General features: G+C 36.5%; 19 protein-coding genes. 2 read left to right on the top strand and 17 right to left on the bottom strand.

What is annotated here, in order from left to right:
- Positions 1-19: 19 nt before the first annotated feature.
- From EFD62_RS14955 to EFD62_RS14935, 5 genes are all read right to left on the bottom strand, one after another.
- A complete protein-coding gene (locus EFD62_RS14955) occupies positions 20-1,003 on the bottom strand; it encodes a hypothetical protein (protein WP_069194241.1) in 984 nt (327 codons plus the stop codon).
- Positions 1,000-2,337 (bottom strand): radical SAM/SPASM domain-containing protein, encoded by a 1,338-nt coding sequence (locus tag EFD62_RS14950; protein WP_069194242.1) that lies wholly within the window; start codon positions 2,335-2,337, stop codon positions 1,000-1,002. Before EFD62_RS14950 ends, EFD62_RS14955 begins: the two co-directional genes overlap by 4 nt.
- Positions 2,334-4,046, bottom strand: a complete 1,713-nt coding sequence (locus tag EFD62_RS14945; protein ID WP_069194243.1) for a hypothetical protein — start codon at positions 4,044-4,046, stop codon at positions 2,334-2,336. The genes EFD62_RS14950 and EFD62_RS14945 overlap by 4 nt, the downstream gene beginning before the upstream one ends.
- A gap of 286 nt (positions 4,047-4,332) precedes the next feature.
- Positions 4,333-5,499 (bottom strand): nucleotide sugar dehydrogenase, encoded by a 1,167-nt coding sequence (locus EFD62_RS14940; protein WP_069194244.1) that lies wholly within the window; start codon positions 5,497-5,499, stop codon positions 4,333-4,335.
- A gap of 90 nt (positions 5,500-5,589) precedes the next feature.
- The gene (locus tag EFD62_RS14935) at positions 5,590-6,603 is read right to left on the bottom strand and encodes an NAD-dependent epimerase (protein ID WP_069194245.1); all 1,014 of its coding nucleotides are present in this window, start codon (positions 6,601-6,603) and stop codon (positions 5,590-5,592) included.
- 246 nt (positions 6,604-6,849) lie between these two features.
- Here EFD62_RS14935 and EFD62_RS14930 point away from each other — a divergent pair, with 246 nt between their 5' ends.
- On the top strand, positions 6,850-10,764 hold the full coding sequence (locus tag EFD62_RS14930) for a carbohydrate-binding domain-containing protein (protein ID WP_128706394.1): 3,915 nt from the start codon (positions 6,850-6,852) through the stop codon (positions 10,762-10,764).
- Positions 10,765-10,876: 112 nt separating this feature from the next.
- On the opposite strand, the gene EFD62_RS14925 is transcribed toward EFD62_RS14930, so the two are convergent.
- The 12 genes from EFD62_RS14925 to EFD62_RS14875 form a co-directional block, all read right to left on the bottom strand.
- Positions 10,877-12,205 (bottom strand): DUF5991 domain-containing protein, encoded by a 1,329-nt coding sequence (locus EFD62_RS14925; RefSeq protein ID WP_069194246.1) that lies wholly within the window; start codon positions 12,203-12,205, stop codon positions 10,877-10,879.
- Between the two features lie 356 nt (positions 12,206-12,561).
- Positions 12,562-12,915, bottom strand: coding sequence for a hypothetical protein (locus tag EFD62_RS14920; RefSeq protein ID WP_069196292.1), 354 nt, complete (start codon positions 12,913-12,915; stop codon positions 12,562-12,564).
- Positions 12,916-12,969: 54 nt separating this feature from the next.
- Entirely contained in the window at positions 12,970-13,470 is a 501-nt protein-coding gene (locus EFD62_RS14915) for a hypothetical protein (RefSeq protein ID WP_069194247.1), read from the bottom strand.
- A 100-nt stretch (positions 13,471-13,570) separates the two neighbouring features.
- On the bottom strand, positions 13,571-13,774 hold the full coding sequence (locus EFD62_RS14910) for a hypothetical protein (RefSeq protein ID WP_069194248.1): 204 nt from the start codon (positions 13,772-13,774) through the stop codon (positions 13,571-13,573).
- Positions 13,775-13,892: 118 nt separating this feature from the next.
- On the bottom strand, positions 13,893-14,693 hold the full coding sequence (locus tag EFD62_RS14905) for a hypothetical protein (protein WP_069194249.1): 801 nt from the start codon (positions 14,691-14,693) through the stop codon (positions 13,893-13,895).
- 61 nt (positions 14,694-14,754) lie between these two features.
- Entirely contained in the window at positions 14,755-15,057 is a 303-nt protein-coding gene (locus EFD62_RS14900; RefSeq protein WP_128706393.1) for a hypothetical protein, read from the bottom strand.
- Between the two features lie 53 nt (positions 15,058-15,110).
- Positions 15,111-15,548, bottom strand: coding sequence for a DUF3788 domain-containing protein (locus EFD62_RS14895; RefSeq protein ID WP_128706392.1), 438 nt, complete (start codon positions 15,546-15,548; stop codon positions 15,111-15,113).
- A 122-nt stretch (positions 15,549-15,670) separates the two neighbouring features.
- A complete protein-coding gene (locus EFD62_RS14890; RefSeq protein WP_128706391.1) occupies positions 15,671-16,525 on the bottom strand; it encodes a hypothetical protein in 855 nt (284 codons plus the stop codon).
- A 411-nt stretch (positions 16,526-16,936) separates the two neighbouring features.
- Positions 16,937-18,769: a methyl-accepting chemotaxis protein gene (locus EFD62_RS14885; RefSeq protein WP_128706390.1), complete on the bottom strand. Its 1,833-nt coding sequence runs from the start codon at positions 18,767-18,769 to the stop codon at positions 16,937-16,939.
- 518 nt (positions 18,770-19,287) lie between these two features.
- On the bottom strand, positions 19,288-19,503 hold the full coding sequence (locus EFD62_RS18110; protein WP_235832673.1) for a hypothetical protein: 216 nt from the start codon (positions 19,501-19,503) through the stop codon (positions 19,288-19,290).
- Positions 19,504-19,575: 72 nt separating this feature from the next.
- Entirely contained in the window at positions 19,576-20,016 is a 441-nt protein-coding gene (locus EFD62_RS18105; RefSeq protein ID WP_235832672.1) for an XAC2610-related protein, read from the bottom strand.
- A gap of 74 nt (positions 20,017-20,090) precedes the next feature.
- Positions 20,091-20,459, bottom strand: a complete 369-nt coding sequence (locus EFD62_RS14875; RefSeq protein ID WP_128706389.1) for a nuclear transport factor 2 family protein — start codon at positions 20,457-20,459, stop codon at positions 20,091-20,093.
- A 336-nt stretch (positions 20,460-20,795) separates the two neighbouring features.
- On the opposite strand from EFD62_RS14875, the gene EFD62_RS14870 reads away from it, so the two are divergent.
- Positions 20,796-23,237: a trypsin-like peptidase domain-containing protein gene (locus EFD62_RS14870; protein ID WP_235832671.1), complete on the top strand. Its 2,442-nt coding sequence runs from the start codon at positions 20,796-20,798 to the stop codon at positions 23,235-23,237.
- The last annotated feature ends 121 nt before the right edge of the window (positions 23,238-23,358 follow it).

Here is a 23,358-nt window from a genome sequence, read left to right as displayed (position 1 = left end):
ACTCCTTATATAAACAACCTCACTTGTCATTAAGAATAATTCTTGCAGCTCCAAGAGATATTTTAAGTATATTTATGCAATTGAACATCTTTGTGTGATATCCCGATGTCTTTGTAGTGAATTGGCGAATAACAATTACCTCAGCCTGCTCGTCTTCCTGAAATTCTATAGCAACACTTTTATCCCTGGGAATTTTACTGATATATTCCCGAAGTCCAAATCCCACTTTGGCCGGTATAACACAGTAAAAATACGGATAATTCGATCCTTCTATGACATTTATATTTATCTGCGCCTGAAGACCATAGAAATCCGCTGGCATACCATCAAAAGAAATTGTAAACCGCGCATCTTTCGGGATACTCTTACCTGCATGGTTCCTAGCAAGCATCAATGCAGGCTTAAAATGTTCTCCTTCTGCCTTAATACTCCTAAAAACCTCTTCCATCTTTCGGATAATATCAATTTTTATCCTCAATTTCTTCTGGTCGATAATCCGCCGTGTTCCGTTAAACCACAGGGGCGCCACAAGGATAATCGCATCCGTTAGTATAATCTTTCCCACATTAGAATACCCCGGAAGAACGAACATAAACACTGAGAATATAAACAAACCAACGGAAAACAATATAAATGCAATAGCTCCTAATGAATTACTTATATCTAAAGCATCTTTATCCCATTTTGTCATTGTATCATCAAGTTTTCTAATTTCATGAATGCGCTCCATATCCACCGTTGTCCAATTTTTGTCGATCTTAAAATTTCTTAAGCCCTCATGGCTATCAAAACCGCGAACCAGGCTCAAAGCCGTCGCAAAAACTAATAAGATGGCCCCAACCCATGCATTCATGGTTATAAACTGAATCAGGAAACCAAAGGCTATTAGCAGTAAATATATAGTTATTCTAGTGGAATATGAAATATCTTTTAATACATAAAATTTCAATCTATCCTGTTTTTCCGGTGGTGGAAAGCCCGGAATATGAATCCAGTTACTCATACTTTACTCCTTTCTTTACATAGACCGAAGGATTCCCAGATATTATGGAGTTCCTCACATCCATGTATATTGAAATATAAGGGGCAAGCCCCCTGACATACCGCGAAATGTTTGCAGCTCTTGCATTCTTCTGGGGCAGCTTCCTTGTCCCGTATCCATTTAGACCGCTTCTTAGACCATACAGCCTCAAAGCCTTCTTCCAGTAAATTCCCCATGGGTTCTGACCAGCTTGAACAAGGCAATACGTTGCCCTCAGGATTAACAGAAAGCAATCCTTCACAAGCACTGCATCCTTTATTGCCAAGCCCCACTGGAATAGGATTAAACAAACATAAGGGGGTAGGAGAATACCACATAAATTTAACGCCGACTATTGAGGCTTTTTTACGTATTTCTTCTACTATTTTGCCGATATCACGATAACGAACCGTCAATTCATCGTCATCTCCCCGCCCTGCCGGAATAACTAAATTAGCCGAAAATCTGTCCGAACCGACGTCTTTACAAAATTCCGGATATTCCATGGCCGATTCCCGGTTTAATTTGCAAATAGTAAAATGAGGATGAACCATAACTCCTGCTTCTTTGAGAGCTTTAAATCCTGATATCGAAGCCTCATAAGAACCCGGTATTCCAGTGATGGAATCATGCTCACTGGCATATGGGGATTCGATGCTAACCTGTGCGGACGAAAGCCCCGCCTTGGCAAGTTCCTTAGCTTTCTTAGGAGTTATCAGCGTACCGTTTGTTATAAGATTAACCCTCATCCCGTTAACTTTGGAAGCATATTTTATTAGTTCCGGAAGGTTTTTATTAAGAAGTGGTTCCCCTCCCGTAAAGGATACACTGGGCACCTCTGCCTCATATCGGATAATATCCAGAATCTTCTTAAACCCTTCCTTATCAAGCTCCCTATGCTTTTTTATCTGAGTGCATCCGGCATAACAAAAGCGGCATTTAATATTGCAAGCATATGTGAGCGCAACCTCCGACAATACAGGAAGCTCAATATATCCTTTACTGAATTCAACCCTGTGCACTGCAGTTGTTCTATAATTTTCACACACCTCATTATTCCATACCCGCAAAAAATCTACAAAGAAACGTTCCAGCTGCATCTCGGTTTCCTCGGCATCGGATCGAACCCTAATAAAATCATATACCGAACCACCCTTAAGAATGTGATCGATAATACGGGCTCCAGTGGTATTAAGCTTAAAGGCTTCATTGGGCATACGAATCAGCACATTATCCCTAAGACGCATATATACATACGGCTTTATTCGAGCTAGAAACTCGTCCACCCAGGATAGTTTTTTCTCCTTTTTCGTCATCTTGCACCCCCACTTACACAAGCCGAGTGACACGCAGAATGGCAGGCTGAGTGACACGCAGAATGGCAAGCCGAGTGGCAGGCCGAATGGCAAGCATCATGACATGCCGAGTGGCAAGCTGAGTGACATGCAAAAGCACCGGTGTTTGAATCCAAAACCGAATTAAAGGACGAATTGTCTGAATAAGCCGGTACCGACTTCTCATATCTTTTATAGTGCTTCCTATTTCTATTATATGGTATGCCACTATGGTAGTAATACCAGTAAGGCCAGCTCTGAAAATGCTCTGCCTCAGTATATGTCTTATCTGTTCCCTGTACCGAATTTATATTTTGGCTATCTATATTTTGGCTCTTTAAAATTTCGGACATCTTATCGTTATAGTACTTACGGGTAGCTTCTATGTCACAATCCCATGTTTTCTGCTGTACATTATCTACAAGTCTTTGCATAATACTCTCTATTTCCCTTTCGTCAATCTCCCCATCCCTTGAAGCTTCATACATCATTAATTCATATTCATTCAGGACCGATGTTGGATTATCATGTTCAATACGGCGGACCCTGAGGGGATCTATGGAGATTTCCTCGATAAAACCCTGATCTACAAGTTTGGAAAGAATAACCGAAAGAATCTCCTTGTAAGAAATCCCTATTATGACCGCTATCTCAATGGCATTCAGCCCAGTAGCAATGGTACCGTCCTTTCGAAACGAAGCTATTTCAACCTTTGGAGGTTCCCAATCGTATCTTGCCCATTGAATCTGATTTATAGTATCCTGAGCCCTCACCACAGAACGGTGCTTCTTCCCTACCACTACATAAATTCCTACAAAAAGACCGATAAAAAGTACCAACAGAACCATCCTGCCACTAGAGTTGTTGTTTCGGTTTCCGCTACGACCCGGCTGACTGTCTTCATATCCTTCACTCCAGTCCTCCCATTGTCCTTCGGACTCATCTATTGGAGTATCAATATCAAAAATATCCTCTGTAATATACTGCTTAATTTCAAACTTATATTTTGAGAATAAATTCTCCTTGTGAAGCTGCACCTGCACCCTAGGGGTTCCATCCAGTATTTGAACCTTATAGTCAATCAGGTATTCCGCATTCATCCACTGTTCTGTGGCAAAATCATGTTCAAGCAGATAACTCTCAACTTCTTCTCTTGTGCCGGATTCACCCGGGAAAATCAAGGGATAATTTATTGTAACAGTATAATGGTCCATTGCCTCATCCCATTGGGTAGGAGCCCAGTCAAAAACCATAAGCCTGCGTCCGTCTTCAGTAGTGGTCTTCGCCAAGTATCCGGCCTTAGCCATATCGGCAACAAAGCGAAATTTGTAGGTGAGATATTCTCCCCCCAATCGCTGATTGTCTGAATTTATAATGTCATAATCACCGCCGCCAAGATTGACAATATCAATAGGATAAGATGTATTGTCGTCAGTTATAACCCATGCATTTTCTGTGTCAAAAACGGGACTAAGCTTGTCAAACCCTGACATAGTAAATGCCAACATGGTCTTTCCCGGCAACAGGTCATAACGGACGGTATAGGATACAATGGCTTTGCCATCAGGCTGCAAAATAACATCAGTTTCAACAAAACCGAGGTTGGCAATACTGGATGCATCCACCCTGACATTTGCCGGCATTATCAAAACAAACAATACTAAAAAAAACGCAATAATTTTTCTAATCATATAAACCCCTCTGCTTATCTGCATAAAAACTATATGCTTATTTTATAAATCTACATTATCCCTAAAACATACTAAAAAAATAAAGTCTATAACTATATATGTTGCAATATCCAAAATTAATGTAAAATGTTTATTGCAAAATATATAATATAATTTTAACTTATTTCGTCTTATTTGTCTCATAAATTTTTGATTATTTATTCGCTGTTTACGGCAAGATAGTAGTGATCTTAGATTTATAATGGGCTTATAGGGTAAACAATATGCAAATTCTTTTGGGGCTAAGCTAATCTCTGCTGTAAATATCTCTTGTATATACCTTATCCATTACGTCCCGAATCTCATCAGACACCCTATTTGCAATAATAATGTCAGAAATCTTCTTAAATTCATCAAGATCTTTAATCACTCTTGAACGAAAGAATTCATCCTGGTTAATAGACGGTTCGTATACGACAACTTCAATTCCTTTAGCCTTAATGCGCTTCATAATACCTTGAATTGCAGATTGACGAAAGTTGTCAGAATTCATCTTCATGGTAAGCCTATAGACACCTACAATTTCAGGATTTCTTTTCAAAATCATATTCGCAATATGATCTTTGCGGGTTTTGTTTGCCTCTACAATGGCAGACATGATATTCTGCGGAATGTCCGCATAATTTGCAAGAAGCTGCTTTGTATCCTTAGGAAGACAGTAACCGCCATAACCGAAGGATGGGTTGTTGTAATGGTCACCTATTCTCGGATCAAGCCCCACTCCTTCAATAATCTGCTTCGAATCAAGGCCTCTCACTTCCGCATAGGAATCAAGTTCATTAAAATAAGCAACTCTCATTGCAAGATAGGTATTGGCAAAGAGTTTAATTGCTTCTGCCTCCGTGGGATTTGTATAAAGTATCGGAATGTCTTTCTTTATAGCACCTTGTACCATAAGTTCGGCAAAAACCTTTGCTCTTTCCGATTGCTCACCGACAACTATTCTTGAAGGGTGCAAATTGTCATATAGAGCTTTGCCTTCCCTCAAAAATTCCGGTGAAAACATAATATTGTCCGTCTCAAATTTCGCCTTCACTTTTTCGGTATACCCAACCGGAACTGTTGATTTAATAACCATGACAGCATCAGGGTTTATTGAGAGTACATTTGCAATTACTGCTTCAACAGTTCTGGTATTAAAATAATTTTTCTCCGGATCATAGTTTGTAGGAGTTGATATAACAATATATTCAGCATCTTTATAAGCTAAGTAGTAATCTGTTGTTGCTTTTAAGTTTAAATCCTTTGTTGATAAATATTCTTCTATTTCAGCATCAATAATTGGCGATTTACGATTATTAATCATATCTACTTTTTCTTTATCAATATCCAAAGCTATGACTTCATTGTGCTGGGCTAATAAGATTGCGTTTGAAAGTCCAACGTAGCCTGTTCCGGCAACAGTAATTCTCATGATTTGACCACCCCCATATGTTGCACGTGCAACATAATACGAATTATATTGAACCAAAATTCTTTTCTTTTCATTTTCAACTTATTAAACTTAAGCTTTATAATATTCCTTATACCAAGCTATAAATTTTTGAAGTCCATCTTCTATGCTTGTGGATGGTTTGAAATCGATATCCCTTTCAAGATCATTAATATCAGCATAGGTTCTTGGCACATCGCCAGGTTGCATGTCCAAGTACACTTTTTTTGCGACTTTACCTAGAATTGACTCTAAAACATTGATGAAATTCATTAAAGGAACAGGATTGTTGTTGCCAATATTATAAATTTTGTACGGTGCAAAACTGGTACTTATATCGTCCTTGCTTTCATCCCAGTCTTTGTTGGCCATTGGAATTTTATCAAGCAATTTAATAATTCCATCTATAATATCGTCAATATAAGTAAAATCTCTTTCCAGCTTTCCATGATTGAATACTTTTATTGGCTTACCGCTTAAAATATCTTTTGTGAATGAGAAATATGCCATATCAGGTCTTCCCCAAGGGCCATAAACGGTAAAAAACCTTAACCCTGTTGTAGGTATGCCGTAAAGATGACTATAGGTATGAGCCAACAACTCATTGGATTTTTTTGTGGCTGCATAAAGAGATACAGGATGATCTACATTATGGCCAGTAGAAAACGGCGAAACCTTATTTCCGCCATATACCGAGCTTGACGAAGCATAGATAAGATGCTTCACAGGATAATTGCGGCAAGCCTCTAAAATATTCATGAATCCTACTAAATTTGAATCCACATAGGCATAGGGATTCTCAATAGAATAACGCACTCCCGCTTGGGCTGCGAGATTGACAACATAGGTTGGCTTATAGGTTTCAAAGATATGGTCCACTGCCCTTTTGTCTTTAATATCAACTTTATGGAATACAAAGTTTTTCTCTTGATTTAATAAATTAAGACGGTCCTTTTTTAATTGAATATCATAATATTCGTTTAGATTGTCTATTCCTATTACATTATAGTTTTCTTTTAGAAGACGCTTTACCAAGTGGAAACCGATAAACCCCGCTGCGCCGGTGACTAATATTATACCTCCCATTAGTCTATCCCCTTTACTTCATAGTTCATTGAGCCTTATCTACATAATATAAATATGCAAAGGTTTCATTATCGGTTACCGATTATTCCGTTCACCTCCTGATATTCCTATATGTTCCATCATCTGCTTACATTGGTCTGTTCTATCACTAAAATTATTGTTTATTCGGATAGTCAATGCTATAATAGCTGTTGAAGTTAAAACTAAAAAAATTATTAAAGAAAGTTTTTTGGGGAGGTTGAAGTAATGAAGAAAATGACAAGACAAGCCTTGGCATTAATTATGGTTCTTGCACTGATCGTATCTTTTCTTCCAACAATGGTTGGTGCCACTGAACCTGTTGATTTGCCTCAGGCGAAGGATTCTCTTAAATTGGCAAGTGAATCCGAATCGGTTTATTCACCTAGTGTATCGGAATCGGTTTATTCCAATCTAATTGTTCCAACTGCTATCAAGCCCTCTATCGGCGGTGCCTTGCAGGTGATCGAGGTAGACGGCAAAAAGACTCTGTGCAGTGAAGATGGAAACCCGATTCAATTGCGCGGTATGAGTACCCACGGTCTGCAATGGTTCCCGGAAATCATCAATAACAACGCCTTTGCCGCATTGTCCAATGATTGGGACTCCAATGTAATCCGTCTTGCAATGTATGTCGCTGAAAACGGATACGCAAAAGACCCGGAAGTTATAAAGCAAAGGGTAATTGATGGAATCGATTTAGCTATTGCAAACGATATGTATGTAATCGTTGACTGGCATGTACTTACTCCAGGAGATCCAAACGCAGAAATATACAGCGGAGCTATGGATTTCTTTGACGAGATTTCGAGCCTTTATCCAAACAATAAACACATCATTTATGAATTGGCAAATGAACCCAACAATACCGAACCGGGAGTTCCTAACGATGCTTCTGGCTGGGAGGCTGTAAAATCTTATGCAGAGCCAATCATTAAAATGCTCCGTGACAAGGGAAATGAAAACATTATTATCGTTGGAAGTCCTAACTGGAGCCAACGTCCGGATTTGGCGGCAGACAACCCTATAGATGATGAGAATACAGTATATTCGATTCATTTCTATACCGGTACTCATATGCCTGCTACAGACAGCACACAAAGATATAATGTTATGAGCAATGCCATCTACGCAATAGAAAAAGGCCTTGCAATTTTTGCCTCTGAGTGGGGTACCAGTGAGGCTACAGGCAACAACGGACCTTATCTTGCTGAGGCCGATATATGGCTTGATTTCCTAAATAAAAACAACATAAGCTGGTGTAACTGGTCATTGACCAATAAAAACGAAACTTCAGGAGCCTTTACACCTTTTGAGCTAAATAAGACAGAGGCAACTGATATGAATCCCGGCGAAGACCAAGTATGGGATCTTAAGGAGCTAAGTGTTTCCGGCGAATATGCCCGTGCAAGAATCAAGGGTATTGCTTATAGGCCGATTGACCGTACAATAAAAGAAGAGTTTACAACAGTAATATGGGACTTTGATGACGGAACGGTTCAAGGCTTCGGTATAAATGGCGACAGCCCTGTAAAAGAAGGTATAACAGTAACAAGCTCAGTCTATGGCCTCCAGATAGCAGGCTTAAATGCCAGCAACGATATATCTGAGGGTAATTACTGGGCAAACTTACGTATCTCAGCAGATGGCACAAGTGCCCGCCCCGACATTTTCGGAGCAGAAAAACTGACAATGGATGTTATTGTTGAGAAACCTACAACTGTGTCCATTGCAGCTATTCCGCAAAGCTCTACTCATGGCTGGGCAAATCCGTTGAGAGCTGTCAAAGTAACAGCATCAGATTTTGTTGAGCAAGAAAATGGTACATATAAAGCAGTGTTAACTATTACAACAGAGGATTCTCCAAACTTTGAAGCAATTGCACAAGATTCCTCCGACAGTATAATGACAAATATTATTCTGTTCGTAGGCACAAAAGATGCAGACGTGATATATCTGGATAACATCGCTGTTTCCGGAAACCGTGCAGTTGTTGAACAACCTATTGTGCATGATCCGTTGGGAACACCAACCCTTCCTTCAGATTTCGAAGACAGTACCCGTCAGGGATGGATCTGGGACGGATCATCAGGAGTTAAAAGCGAATTAACTATCAGAGAGGCAAACGGTTCTAAGGCTATTTCTTGGGAAGTTGCTTATCCGGAAGTTAAGCCTATTGACGGATGGGCTTCCGCTCCTCGTATTATGTTGTCCAATATTAATACAACACGCCAAGATAACAAATATCTCACCTTTGATTTTTATTTAGAGCCTATACGTGCCAACGATGGAACTCTCTCAATTCACCTTGCTTTTGCTCCGCCAAGCCTTGGTTATTGGGCGCAGGCATCCAAAACTTTTGATATTCCTTTGGACTCATTGTCCGATATGGAAAAAACTGAGGATGGACTCTATCATTTTAAAGTCAGCTTCGATTTAGACGATTTAATGGATGATAAGGTGTTTAATCCCGATACTCTCTTACGCGATATCACAATTGTTGTAGCAGATGTATATAGTGACTATGCCGGAAGAATGTATATGGACAATATTAAGTTTGAGCCCGAAAAGTCCGAACCCGAACCAAAGCTCTATAGGGTTAGTGTGGATGAGCTTTCGCACGGCAGTATTGTGGCTAGCTCGGTATATGCAGAAGCAGGCACAACTATAGAACTTACAATAACTCCTGATTTAGGCTATATCTTAAAAGACGATACCCTTGCCTATACCGATGGAGTATCTAAAACAAAAATAAGCGGAACAAGCTTTATCATGCCGGAAGCAGACATAACTATCACAGCAGAATTTGTAAAGAAATCATCCGGTGGTAGCAGTAGCGGCGGTTCTGGCTCATCTTCTTCCAAAACTACACCAGTAGAGCCATCTCCTGAACCTACACCTACTACTATGCCTACTTCTACCCCAATACCCGGTTTACCAGGGGAAGCTAAGAGGGATTCGGTAGTAGCCGTTGTATATGCTGCGGTTTATAACGATAGCAATAGCAAAGTCATAGCTTCAATTGATTTTGAGCAATTAACTGATGCAATAAACAAGGCTTTTGAAGAAGCCGCAAGCCAAGACAAAGGTATATCCTTAACGGTTGAAATCAATGTAGAAACATCAAAAGATGTGAAATCAGTTGAATTGACAATCCCAAAAGAGGGTATCGATTATGCTGTTGAGAAAGAACTCGAGGGATTGGTAATATCAACATTATTGGCAACCATCAAATTGGATCAAAATGCAATATCTAACCTTTCCTCAAATTCAGAACAGGATATTAAGGTTGAAATTTCTGCCGTTGACGCATCGACCCTCTCCGACGAGGCGAAGAACGCAATTGGCGACAGACCTGTTCTTAGCGTGAGTGTGACAAGCGGCGATAAGACAATATCTGAATTCGAAGGAGATTTGACTATAGTTGTACCATACACTCCTAACGAAGATGAAGATTCAAATGCTATAGTAATCTACATTATCAATGCTGAAGGCAACCTTGAAATAGTTAAGGAATGTGTATACAATGAGGAAACAAAACGTATCACCTTTAAAACCAGCTATATCTCAGACTTTGCAATAGGTTATAACAAAATCGATTTCTCAGATATATCCGGCTGGTATAATGGACCAATTACTTTCCTTGCTGCAAGAGGCATAATAAGCGGAAAAGGAAATGGTATTTTCGATCCAAATGCAAACATAACCAGAGCAGAGTTTGTTCAAATACTTGCTAATTTGGCCGGTGCAGATCTTAGCAAGTATACAACATCAGCCTTTGATGATGTTAAGACCGATGACTGGTTCTTCGGTGCGGTACAATGGGCACACGAAAGCGGCATTGCATATGGATTCAATGGTAGCTTCAATCCTAATGCCAATATAACCCGCCAGGATATGGCAGTTATGCTGGATCAGTATATTAAGAAAGTTGCAGGCTATACTTTAGAGAGCATATATGAATCTGTACAGTTTGCGGACGACAGCGAAATTGCCGACTATGCGAAAGAAGCAGTTTCAAATATGCAAAAAGCAGGAATTATATCCGGTAAGGGTAACAATATCTTCGATCCTAAGGCCAATGCAACAAGAGCTGAAGCATCAGCCATGATTGCTTCCTTAATGCAAAAAATCTTGAAGTAAAATTAAAAGTCTCCTTCTTGGTGAAATAAAAAAAATCTCCGAGAAGGAGATTTTTTTTATTCTATTTTATTTCATACTCAATAAAGTATATGTGGCATATTTTATATAATTGTCAAAACTGTCTTTGACCGCTTATATTAAAATCCAGCAAATTAACCAGTTCTTTCTTCTCCCTATTTCCTTGTGTTTTTATCTCTTTTCCATTTTCATCTGTTTCTATCTTGATATAATCTCCCGTTATCAAATTAATATCTTCGTATTCTCTGCCTGCACTTGACTGAGTGTGAAACCAGTCTTCAGTTGCCCCAATTAGGTACCAGCCATCATTTTGGTATCTAAATCTGTAAGTATTACTCCACCTCCAAGCACTTCCACCTTGATGACTAATTAACAACGAGCCTCTATCTATAGACAGTCCCACAAAGGGGTCTCCCATAATACCTCCCTCATCAGCTCTTAATATAGCTTTATCAGCAGTTACTGCTAAACTATACGAGTTATCTTCTTTTCCTATTGCAATTAATAACAAGCGTTGTGGAGCTGACTCATCAGTATTATTCTCCTCAATTACAAGTGCTAAATCAGCAATACCATCTGCATTTAAATCCCCTTCAATTTTCGACTCGCCATAAGCCTCTACCAAATGCCATCCCTTTGGAATTAGGGAATTCAATGTTTTAAAATAAACCTTTCCTGATTGACTGTTTTTTTCATCAATCGGGCTAATTTTACCCCAAAAAGTGTTTATGCCTAAATTTTCCCTTTCAAACCTCAATAGAATATCTCCTACTTTATATGGTTCAAGCATATTGTCCGGTAAGTACTCACTGAAGATGAATTTTACTGAGTTCTCACCACCCTCAACTTCTGCTTTTAATCTTTCCATTGTCTGAAACCCATCAATATTTATTTCTGCAAAATACCTATCATTTTCTTTGAATATTGAAATACTATAGAACATGTTTTGATCTGGAGGCACAAACTCTGAAAATGAATAATCACCAATCCATGAATCTAAAGACTGAGAAGTTGCAATTGATTTCAGCATATCATTCAGGCTATTAATTACTTCGTTGTTTTCATTATATATGTCTCCAGTCGCCAAATCCACTTCGTAATGATACGCTGTCGCATGTCCAGTTGCATCTGTTGAAACCATATATCTTTGAGTATCGTTGTTAAAGTCACTAAAATAATAGATAAATCCATTATTCAGGCCTTCAAATGCTCTCTTTACATCATCTATTGAATATTTCTGAATTGGTGTCTGCATTGAATTATTAATATCTTTGGCTTCGGTCTCCTCTTTTTGGTTATCTTCTGTAATGTCCCCTACTGTAGTAATATCTGATTTATCGCTTACATTCATCTGGTCAGAGTCATTCATTGAACAACTGGTAATAAAAGCAATTAATAAAAGTAAAGTAATAATCTTTTTCATAAAAAAACCCTCTCAATAGCTACGCCCATACCTATGTGCGTTTTTATATTTCAATTCACAGTTCGTACTATATAACTATTTTAGCATAGCATGCGTCATAAACAAGTTAAATTTATTAATCTTGATAAAAAGATTCTGCAAATTCCGAATGTCAATAGAAATATATAGCTAAAAAGGTTCGGTGAGCAGCCCACAATTCATTACTACATTCACAATAGAACTCTTCATTTTCTAGCCTCATTAAACTTTTACAGTATGGACAATAGATTTTACCTCCAACCAACTACTATTACTAATCATTTATAATTACTCGAATTATCTTTATAAAAGCATCTTATAGGCTTTAAGACTTATCTCTAGCACTCTTTGTAGAAGCTATACCCACAATTCGGACATTCTTTCTCATCAACATCTCGTTTACAAAAGCAATTTGGGCATTCATCCTCTCTTGCTTCTGAAGTTTCATAACCTATATTTATGCCATGTATCTCACTTCTATCCTCGGCATTATATTCCTCTATGTATTCTCTTCCATCATCAATAAACCAAAGAATATAACCACAAGTATTACATATGTAGTTTATTGCATTCGCATCCAACCAATCGAGATTTAGAAAGGTCATCCCTCTCGTATTAAGTAGGCTACTTCTTCTGTCAAATTTTTTTCCTTTACAGATTGGACATACCAACTCATAACCATTTAGCTTCACGATTGCTCCCTCCCCTTTACCTTTATCTTTATCTTTTTTACCGTATATTTCCACTTATTCCCTATTAGTGTACTTTAACATAGACTCAAAGATAAATCTCCTGTTAATCAATAACAAGCCCACAGATACAATAATTGCCAAAGCATTACATATTGAAAAAAGCCATGCATGATTAAAATACCACTTATAGAAGAAGTTAATAACATTAGCCCAATGCCATGGGAACAGCTTAATGCTATTCATTCTTAGTACTCGGAAAAGCCCCTTATCTATTAGATCAGGCAATACCCCTCCCAAAAAACAGAAAAAAACTGAATTTCGCAGTTCTCTTTTTACAAATATTATTGACAACAGAAATAAAACAAATGAAATAGATATATCAACCATTGTTGTAACAGGATAATCATGTGGAACTAAATCCATAACTCCATGCATGATTATGTTACTTGCAAAACCCAATCCCAAATATCTCAAAGGCTTATTAGTTTTAACTATATTTTTAGCAACTATTGGAGAGGTAGAAACGCTAAATACTGTATGAAAAACCAAATTCATTTTCTAGCACCCCATTATCAAAATCTATATTTTTTGCAATCCACAGTAAATCCACATCATTTACAATTTTCTTTCTCATATTAATCTTCCTTATATCTTACTATCGCTTTCTGAGCTTATAGATAACATTTCCTACGATTAGTAAAATCCATGCAGCAAATCCTACTTTGAATCCAACCCTCGATACGCTTTCATATTCCAGTCCAAATAATAAATCCAATATTTTCATCACAACCGTTCCAAGTAACGTCAAAACGATGAGCAAAAGTATTGATAGCACAATATTTTTTATGTTTTTCATCATGATAATCTCCCCTTACAAATTCTTTATTGTTATTGAACTGGTGATTTTGATCCTTTGATAATATTTTATTATACTTTGTTTTCCTCACCATAGCACTTTCTTATCGCCCAAATATTAATTATGTCCATACAATAGAATTCCCAGTTAGGCATGATGCCTCAAATAATCGTATAAGCACCTCGATCGAATAAAAATCTTTAAATTCCAAATTGCGTCTGATTACTTTCAACTCTTTCGGAAAATAAAACTCTTTTCTGTCCCAACTAATATATCTATGAATTGGTTGTATACATTCAAATGTCTTACCTTCAATAGTATCTTTAAACGTAACTTTGAATTGAACTTTGTCCAAATTCTGGGCCATAGTTACATCTTGAATAAAATGCCGGGAAAGAAATAGCTCGTTATCCTCTGAATCAGTTATATAGAATCCTCTATTACCTAATTTATAGTAAAATTCTCCACCATGACTATAAAACCAGTTGTCTTCATCCATAAATACAGACCAGAATTCTTCATTGGTTTCGTTATCAATTAAAAAAACACCTTCCATTTCATTTATTTTTAATTTTAACATTTCCACCTCTTGTAATGCTTTCTTAGCCTTTTCCGGTTTCAAATATTCTTCTTGCCATATAGACTTAATAGTTGGAAACAGTTCTTCTCCTGCTTTTTTTATTGCACTCCACAAAAAGTTTAAACCACTTATATTTGAAACTCTTTCATAAATATAATATAGTCCCGGATGTTCACATGCATTTTTTCTCCATTTTTCATAGGCATAGTATGTTTCGTCGTCAACATCTTGAGAAATATCAAATACATTATTCTTGTACTCAATCAAGCTCAAGTCAAAAGGCGGAGTTTTTATTTTGCCTTCTTTAATACAGTTACACTGAACATAACCATCTAAACCCATATCATAAACACCTCTCAAAACTAGATAACAACAGTACATATAACAAAGGCATTACATAACTCTACTTAAAATCACAGGATGTTAAGGCATTGAGCTTTTTTACCACAACATTATCAAGAAAAACTGCTAGTAAATTTTGGTCTTGTGAAAAAGTATAAAATCTTTTTTGGCTACCCGACTTAATTACTAGGTCATTTATTTTATCAATCAGTCCGACATCAAACCAATCATCATCAAGTCTTATATCCCATCTATATTCAATTCCCTGAAAATCAAATGAAACCCATGCTTTGATTGAATCAAAATCAACGAAATCCTTGATATTGCTTATTTTAAATACATCTTTAGAAAGATCTCTGAACATCCCCCTATAATAAGCAATCAGTAATTAGCATTTTCCGTCTTGGACTTATGAACCTAACTCTTTTTAGGCTTTACCCTTATTGCTATTAAATTCTTAACGTCATTGAGTACAGACTCATCTTTTACCTGTATCATTAGCCAACGTCCACCGCAGCTAAAAGGTGTTTTCCGGTATAGGTCTTGAATATATGGAGTAAGGGTTTCCAAAGCCAGTTCTACCTCATCTTGCTCTTTTGCTCCTATTACGACTAACGCAATAAAATACCCTTCCATTGGATATAGCGTACACAATGATTTACTGCTTTTCTGATATTTTACATTCCAACCCAGTTGCGCAGAACATTTGCTATACGACATTTTGGGTTGGACTTGATATCTTAATTCGATATATGAAAGTAGTTCGGACCAAAGCGGCTCTCTTTCGCCGATAAATCCTTTTATGTCTTCATATGACGGCTGGTGATCAATATTAAACAACTCACTCCATTGCATAAACTCAATATCCTCTCTACGGTTTTATTCAAAAAACATTTCAACACTTAAAATGCCCTCTTTCACATAAATTGTGAGCCTCACAAATACCTTACGTTGATAGTATGCAAGACCAATATACTCTAAAACATAATTAATAAAACTCCTACTAAAGGCCCAACAAAAAAGCTGGCAATATTACTTGTTATGGAATAAATAACACGCCTTAACACCGTATGATTTTTTAGCAGCTTTGAAAACAATATTGCCTCAATTATGAAAATAATTATTTCTGCGAAGAGATAAAATAGTATGGCAAAAAGACTTCCTAATACATACATCCCTACTGAAATCATTACATATAAAAAAACTTGAGTCAAAATATTTATTAAAATGAATGCCTTTATATTCTCTTTTATGCTAAACCTAAATAAGACTAGTATGATTCCTTCAATTATCAGCGTTATTAAGCAAGTAAATAAAAATGGGAATATATAAGCAATAATTAACGGTACCTCATGCGCCGTTGAGTTTTTGTAATCAAAAAATATTATGCTCTCGAATGCCTTTCTCTCAATTAAGTTGGAAACTTTAACACTTCCATCTTCTGAAACAACAATAATTTTAAACCTATTCGGAACCATGTAACTATATTGCAGGCTACATTCTCCATTTTTTACATTACAAATTATATCGCCATGGGTACGACTCAAATTATTTACTAATAGTGAACTCATTTCACCGTCATAATATTCTTTCAGCTTAGCAATTAATTCTTGATTATATTTAGGGTCATTAAACTTTGCATTAAGCATCGAAGATGGTTTTCCTTCTATCAGCAAATCCATGTAACATAAATTGTCAGGCATATTTTTTGCCCGGATACTTATGGAAGGCTTGGGTCCAGCATCAGCATATACATAAGTTGTATAAAAAGTTCCAAGCAAAATAAATATCATTGGTATTAATATAATTATCTTCAATGCAATTTTCCTCATGCTTTCCTCCTTTATCTCTCTGAGCCATCTACTATTTCCCTACCTAAATTCCTTTTTGTAATTATCCGAACATTTGCTTTGAATCAAGCTATACGCCTTTCAATTGCAGTTCGCACTATACAACTATTTTACCACAATATGCCTTGTAATCAAATAAAATTTATTGCTAGAGTTATGTATTGAAAAGCAAAAGCATAAGTCAACCGAATGTGGTATTGTAAATCAATCATTTCCACAGGGTTAATCTTATGCCTGATATCTGGAATCTATTTATAACACGCTAGTAACCGGGATAGAAGCTGTGGGGCAAGAAAATCTCGTCTCGATTTGGCTAAAAATGAAGGTTAGAACACGACAACGTAGAGAGGAACAAGTCCATCCCCACGTTGTAATAAATCATAATGAATTTGATTAGTACTTTACAAGCTGACTATCACCTAAAGCTATTGCTTCCGGTTCTGTCTCCTTACCTTCGTACATTTGCTCAAACATTTTTGTAACTTCCGGGCTAAGCTTATCATAAGAGTTACCGCTGGCAGAAGTTTTCTTCAATTTAAATTTCTCTACCATCTGTTTGAGCATTTCAGCTTGACTTGAAAGCTCTTCGCTTGCGGCTGCACTTTCCTCGGATGTGGCTGAGTTTTCCTGAACAACATGGGATACCTGCACAATACCTTGATTAATATGCTCAATAGCAGTGGCTTGCTCATTTGAACCCTTACTTATATCACTTACCAGATTTGATACGGATTCAACTCCGTCAACAATCTTTTCCAATGCGCCAGCGGTTTCTTTTGCAATTTTAGATCCGGATTCGACCTTCTTTATTGAATCCTCAATTAAAGTTGTCGTTTCTTTGGCTGCGTTGGCAGATCGTCCTGCAAGAGTTCTAACCTCTTCGGCGACAACAGCAAAACCTTTACCGTGCTGGCCTGCCCTAGCTGCCTCAACTGCGGCATTTAGTGCCAGTATGTTGGTTTGGAAAGCAATATCATCTATTACTTTTATTATTTTATTGATATTACTGGATGATTCATTGATCTCATCCATTGCTTTCACCATTTCCTGCATATGAGTATTTCCGGTAACTGCATAATCTTTTGCTTTTTCAGCCAGATTATTAGCCTTATTCGCATTATCGGCATTTATCTTTGTTTTGGAGGATATTTCTTCTATAGAAGCGGATAGCTCTTCTATTGAGCTTGCCTGCTCTGTAGCTCCCTGAGAAAGCGCCATACTGGAATCAGATATCTGCCTGGACCCGGATGAAACCTGTTCGGTTGCTGAAGCGATATTCATTATCAACTCATTAATATTATGTACCATTTGAGAGAGCTTTTGTCCCAGTAAGTCCTTTTTAGAACGAATTGGTACATCAACTGTAAGGTCGCCATCAGCTATTTTCTGAACTATTACCGCTTGTTCTTTAGTGCTTTCGACCAAATCTGTAAAGGCATCAATGAGTTTTCCTGTTTCATCTTTAGACTTAATATCAAAAGATATATCCATATCTCCTTCAGCAAGTTTACCTGCTGCAACAACAACCTTATTAATAGGCCCCGATATACCACGGGATATAATAAGACTTAATACAACTGCAAATATTACACCTGCAAATATTACTGCAATCATTAATGCAATTGAACTTTCTGCTTGTTTTCCGTTTTCTGCAATCTGCTCTGTTGCATAGTTAATATTATAGTCAATTAATTCTTGAATAGCGCTGTCGGCATTACTTGCCAAATTATGAGCTTGTCCGCCGTTTGAAAATGATGCAACAAAACTTTCTTTGCTAACCGTCCCAGCCTCGAGGTCATTCATTAGTTGCTTTCTCATGGCCGTAAATTCAGTTATTGTTGCTTGAACATTATTAATTAGCTTCAATTCCGCTTCAACTTCACTTACATCATAATCATCCAATATATCATGATATGAACTAATATGTTTATCAACATCACTTTCATGCTTTGCAATTCTTTCAATATAATAGTCCTTGTCTTTATCTGAGTCGGATGACAGAGCAAAACCAAATATGTTTACCCTTGCCTGTTGAAAGTGAGAACTGATTGCCTCAACATGTTCCAATGCTTTGGTACTACTGGTATAATCAAGCGCATATGAATCCTGAACAGTTTTAAGATTCTGAATTCCAACAACTCCTATAGTACATGATATGGCTACAATAATGAAAAAACCTATAATAATTCTAACTCCGATCTTTAAATTATTAAACCAATTAAACATAAAAAAAAATCCTCCTTCTTTGTTTTAATTTTCGTGATTTTCTTAGGCTGATGCTCCATCTCCTAAGTCTGATGTCATTAGAATTAATCTCTTTTTAGGACAAATGCATTTACTCCTTATACACTTATCGACCGAGTAGCTTCTAAAATTTACACCTTGATAAAACATTTGCATTAAGAATTATGCAAGCATTCCCTTTGTAATGCTTGCATATAAATGAAAATTTTTTCTCATTTGTAGTTGAAAAGAAATGCTTGTTGATATAAATAACTGAAATGGTTTTGATATGCAAGAGATTGATATATCACAAAACGAACCGAAAAACAGTAGGAATGGTGCCTATTGCTTCCACATAACAAAGTGTATTAAGTTCTGACATCTTAACTGTAATGCCGAACCAAATGTTCACATATTATACATCATTCGTTGATAATGTCAATATAACTAAACCCTCCTTACCATGCTCATGATGGCTAGGAGGGCATTTGCTTATTTACGCTTAATTCGATGCCTTATAACTATTCCAACCATTGATCGGCGTGATGGCCTCCAACCCTATACCAACGGGGATTGTTCAACTGCCACACCTCATGGTTATTATAGTATTCTTGTTCTTTCGTAATTATTTGATCATCGCCACCGTATTGCATCTCGCGGACAATCTCCATTTTCCCATTAACAAGTTTCTTTTCTACCAATCCATCCGAATCGGCATCTAAATCGTTTGTAACCACAAATTCTCCATTTATAAATTTGTATATACTGCCACCCCAATAAGCAGCGCCCGAGCCTCCAGTGGAGTAAATTCAATTATTATCCGGGTCAAGTGAGGGATTGCAAATCTCAGCAAACGACTCCGAAGCGACAAAGGAAGATGTTTTCACATCCCACAACCAGCAATCATACCACGTATTGCCATGGGCGCCAAAGAAGTTATTCAAAATAATGACATCCTTATATCCATCAAAGTTCACATCTACAACATGCAGGCCCATTGTGTCCATCATTTCATTATAAACAGGATAGCCGACTTCCATATCATAATGCTTTTTTGAAAAGTCCTTCGATAGAATGATTTTATTGTTCTCATCATAGACCTCCAGCCCCATAACATAGCCTACTGCCCCTATATCGGTCACTAATCCGGTCGCCTTGCATCGCACAATTCTCGTTGTTAAAAACATTTTCTGTGTTGTTGGACAAGGTGGCGTTATTCTTATCCACCAGTTTCCCAGATAAGCCCCCACAACTACTGAAGCTCAAAAGGAATATAAAAGCAGCAAAAATAATAATACTTTTTCTCATCAGTGCCTCCCATTTATTAAAAACCAATTTTCGAATCTTGATTAAATACAACTTTCCATTTCTCGTCGTTCTTAACCCAAAGAGAAGACACTCTATATTTACCGTTCAGATCTTGCTCGGATGATTTAACAGTCACAATATAATTTATTAAAACTGAATTTAAATCAACTTCCTTAACTATAATATCAGTTAGTTCATATCCTTGTAGTCTTATTTGTGAAACAATAGCAGTATATTCACTACCAGTTTCTCTAAATCCACCACAAATCATCAATGCATCCTTGGATACTAAATCTCCAAATGATTCTGAATTGCCCGTTGCGAATGCTTCCCACATTTGCTTTTCAAAGTTTATTATTTTCTCTTCTAATATCAAATTACTCACAAATAATCTCCCTTCACAATTTTAGTATTGTGGACTTACCACTTTTATTTTTTCATCAAATAACTATGCTTCTAACTATGCTTCGTTGTATAATACATTCCAATTATCTTTACTTGATATCTTATCAAGTTGAACACTATTAGTAAACCATAAGTATATTTACAATATATGGCTATTATTTAATTTCTCTGTTTTCAAAAATGCCTCACATTCAATATTCTATAAACTATTGTCTTTATATCAATCATACAATATAATATAATATAATATTTTAACAAACTTGTAATATTTAAATTTTGCTTCGAAACATTAATAAAACTATAAATTAAAGTAAGGGTGGTAAAATTGATTTATATTTGTCATTCTCCAAACGACAGGGCTATTGCCGAAAAAGTCTATATGGGATTAAAGCAAAAGGAGCTAAAATGTTGGATTTCATCTAATGATATTATGGATGGTCAAAGCTATGCAGAAGCTATAGTCAATGCTATTGAAAAATCCGCTATCATGGTTTTTATCTATTCTTCAAACTCCAATACATCTCCACAAATAATCCATGAACTCGAAAAAGCAGCATCTCAGGATAAATTTATTATACCTTTTAAAATTGACTTCGCAACCCCCTCAAAAATAATTGAATACTATTTGAGTAGCCCTTACAAAGTAGATGCAACTAATGGTATTCTAGAAGATAATATCAACAAGTTGGAAAACATTATAAAGAATATATATCAACAGTTGCCCGACTATAACAATAATGACATTGGCACTGTAAAAGATACATTATCGGCCCCTAATACAGAAATAAATAATGCAAGCAGCATAAACGATGTTCCAAATAACTATAGTCAAGAAACAGTTCGTATTAATGATGCAAATAATGAAATAAATAAAGGAACTAATCCTGATCCTCAAGTAAATCAAAATGTTCCTTATCAAAATCAAATACACTCCAACGTAAACACCATGAACAACCGACCCAACCAGAATTTTTCTTCTGGAGCTCAAGTTAAATCCGCTAAAAAAAGCAAGACAATAATTTTAGTTGGCTCAAGCGTTGTAGGTGGAATTATATTATTATCAATTATGTTCATCTTGACCAAAAACTTTTTATTACCATTAATAGGCGGAAGTGTACAAATTAACGTTCCTAATCCAAATCCGTCCGGTTATAATTCAAATGCTAAAATAGATGGTAGTAACTATACTGAAGATGAAATTATTGAATTTGCCAAAACTGCTATTTTAGAGTTAGATAGATTAGAATCTACCTCTGAATTCTATGATACCTATGCATACAGAGGATCGGAATATGATATAACTTGTATCTATGAAGATGTTCTTTTTAATATTATGGATTTAGATGTAGTTAGATTTGAGGACGTGTCTATTGTAGGTGAAAACAGAAAAGAACATGGTATAGAATATCTTCTTAAAGTAAACTTTGTTTGCTATGCGGATTATCAGACTCAAGCCGAAAATGATGAAATAGTTCACCGTGAAGGAGAAGCGTTATTATATAATAATGTTGTAATACTTGAAACACCAAATAACGGATTAAAGTATTTATACATGGAAGGAATATCTGAAGATGAATTAAATGCAAGAAACGAAGACATTGAGTCTTCATACCGTAAAATTGCAGAATCAGGTAATATAAACACTGAAGATACTATTCAAAGCTACTTGCCCGATTCAACTAATGGTGATGCCATTATGTCTGTAAAAGATATTGTTAGAAATAATGACCACAAAGTTGTTGCTGTATATGTTGAATCAGAAAATGGGCAATCTCAAGGAAGTGGATTTTTCATAAAAGATGGTGTCATCGTTACCAATTACCACGTAATTGACGGAGGACGTAGCGCTAAAATTTTACTTTCGGATGGAACTTATGTTGATGTGGCTGGAGTTATATTCTCTGATCCTAATGTTGATATTGCTGTATTGAAATTAGTAAAGGAAATCGGTATTGATCCGGTAACTATAGGTCAAGCCCTTGATTCTGACAAAGGCAGTATCGCAGTTGCTATTGGTTCTCCTTTAGGACTTTTTAATACGGTATCCACAGGTATTATATCTAACTTTTGGCAGTCGGAAGGAGTTAATTTGATCCAAATTTCTATTCCTATTACTCATGGCAACTCCGGAGGCGCCTTATTCAACGAGTCTGGAAAATTAATCGGTATCACAACCTCAGGTATGGGAGAGGCAAACTTGAATTTTGCCATTTCTTCATCCCATATAATACCTATTTATGAGGAAATAAAGCAACAGTCCTTTAACACAATAAAGGCATTTGCTCTTGGCAATGCAGGTAACAGCTCTAATTCCACTACTACTCATATTGGTTCTTCTAATCAAGAACTTTTATCATCAAAATATAAGTTTGTTAATTCCGATAAACCTATATCTGATGAATCAACATATACCTCTGACTTCAAAACAATATATACTCTGTCTGTAAACGAGTATTATACCGAAGAAGATTTATTAGGTGATCTTACTTTCGCATTTGGCCAAATTACAAATTTCGGTACAGAGAATTACGGGAGATATTTCGATGATATACTTCATGATACATATATAAAAGCAGATATAGAAACCTATATTGAAATAAATAATGCTACCCTGGAAGTAAATAACTCTACTGATCAATATATTTACTTTTCGGCAGATGAAATTGAAATAATAGGAGCTGGAATAAAAAAAGACGGAAATATTGATGGTATTATCGTAAGTGCATTATTCTCTAAAAACTTAGAGCCCTATGTGTAGTTCAGCACTTTAAAATCGGAGCAAAAATCAAATTAAAATTCTCTTAATACCAGTGAAAACAGCAAAATAAAATTCTATACGCATAATACTACCGGAAAAAAAGCAAATAAAAAGCAGGTCA

Source organism: Acetivibrio mesophilus, from assembly GCF_004102745.1.
Classification (GTDB): Bacteria; Bacillota; Clostridia; order Acetivibrionales; family Acetivibrionaceae; genus Hungateiclostridium; species Hungateiclostridium mesophilum.
This window is presented reverse-complemented; position numbering and strand designations above follow the sequence as displayed.

What these genes read in the sequence shown, in the direction of transcription:
- EFD62_RS14955 (WP_069194241.1), bottom strand. Translation starts at nt 1,003, where the DNA reads ATGAGTAACTGGATTCATATTCCGGGCTTTCCACCACCGGAAAAACAG.
- EFD62_RS14950 (WP_069194242.1), bottom strand. Translation starts at nt 2,337, where the DNA reads ATGACGAAAAAGGAGAAAAAACTATCCTGGGTGGACGAGTTTCTAGCT.
- EFD62_RS14945 (WP_069194243.1), bottom strand. Translation starts at nt 4,046, where the DNA reads ATGATTAGAAAAATTATTGCGTTTTTTTTAGTATTGTTTGTTTTGATA.
- EFD62_RS14940 (WP_069194244.1), bottom strand. Translation starts at nt 5,499, where the DNA reads ATGAGAATTACTGTTGCCGGAACAGGCTACGTTGGACTTTCAAACGCA.
- EFD62_RS14935 (WP_069194245.1), bottom strand. Translation starts at nt 6,603, where the DNA reads ATGGGAGGTATAATATTAGTCACCGGCGCAGCGGGGTTTATCGGTTTC.
- EFD62_RS14930 (WP_128706394.1), top strand. Translation starts at nt 6,850, where the DNA reads ATGAAGAAAATGACAAGACAAGCCTTGGCATTAATTATGGTTCTTGCA.
- EFD62_RS14925 (WP_069194246.1), bottom strand. Translation starts at nt 12,205, where the DNA reads ATGAAAAAGATTATTACTTTACTTTTATTAATTGCTTTTATTACCAGT.
- EFD62_RS14915 (WP_069194247.1), bottom strand. Translation starts at nt 13,470, where the DNA reads ATGAATTTGGTTTTTCATACAGTATTTAGCGTTTCTACCTCTCCAATA.
- EFD62_RS14910 (WP_069194248.1), bottom strand. Translation starts at nt 13,774, where the DNA reads ATGATGAAAAACATAAAAAATATTGTGCTATCAATACTTTTGCTCATC.
- EFD62_RS14905 (WP_069194249.1), bottom strand. Translation starts at nt 14,693, where the DNA reads ATGGGTTTAGATGGTTATGTTCAGTGTAACTGTATTAAAGAAGGCAAA.
- EFD62_RS14900 (WP_128706393.1), bottom strand. Translation starts at nt 15,057, where the DNA reads ATGTTCAGAGATCTTTCTAAAGATGTATTTAAAATAAGCAATATCAAG.
- EFD62_RS14895 (WP_128706392.1), bottom strand. Translation starts at nt 15,548, where the DNA reads ATGCAATGGAGTGAGTTGTTTAATATTGATCACCAGCCGTCATATGAA.
- EFD62_RS14890 (WP_128706391.1), bottom strand. Translation starts at nt 16,525, where the DNA reads ATGAGGAAAATTGCATTGAAGATAATTATATTAATACCAATGATATTT.
- EFD62_RS14885 (WP_128706390.1), bottom strand. Translation starts at nt 18,769, where the DNA reads ATGTTTAATTGGTTTAATAATTTAAAGATCGGAGTTAGAATTATTATA.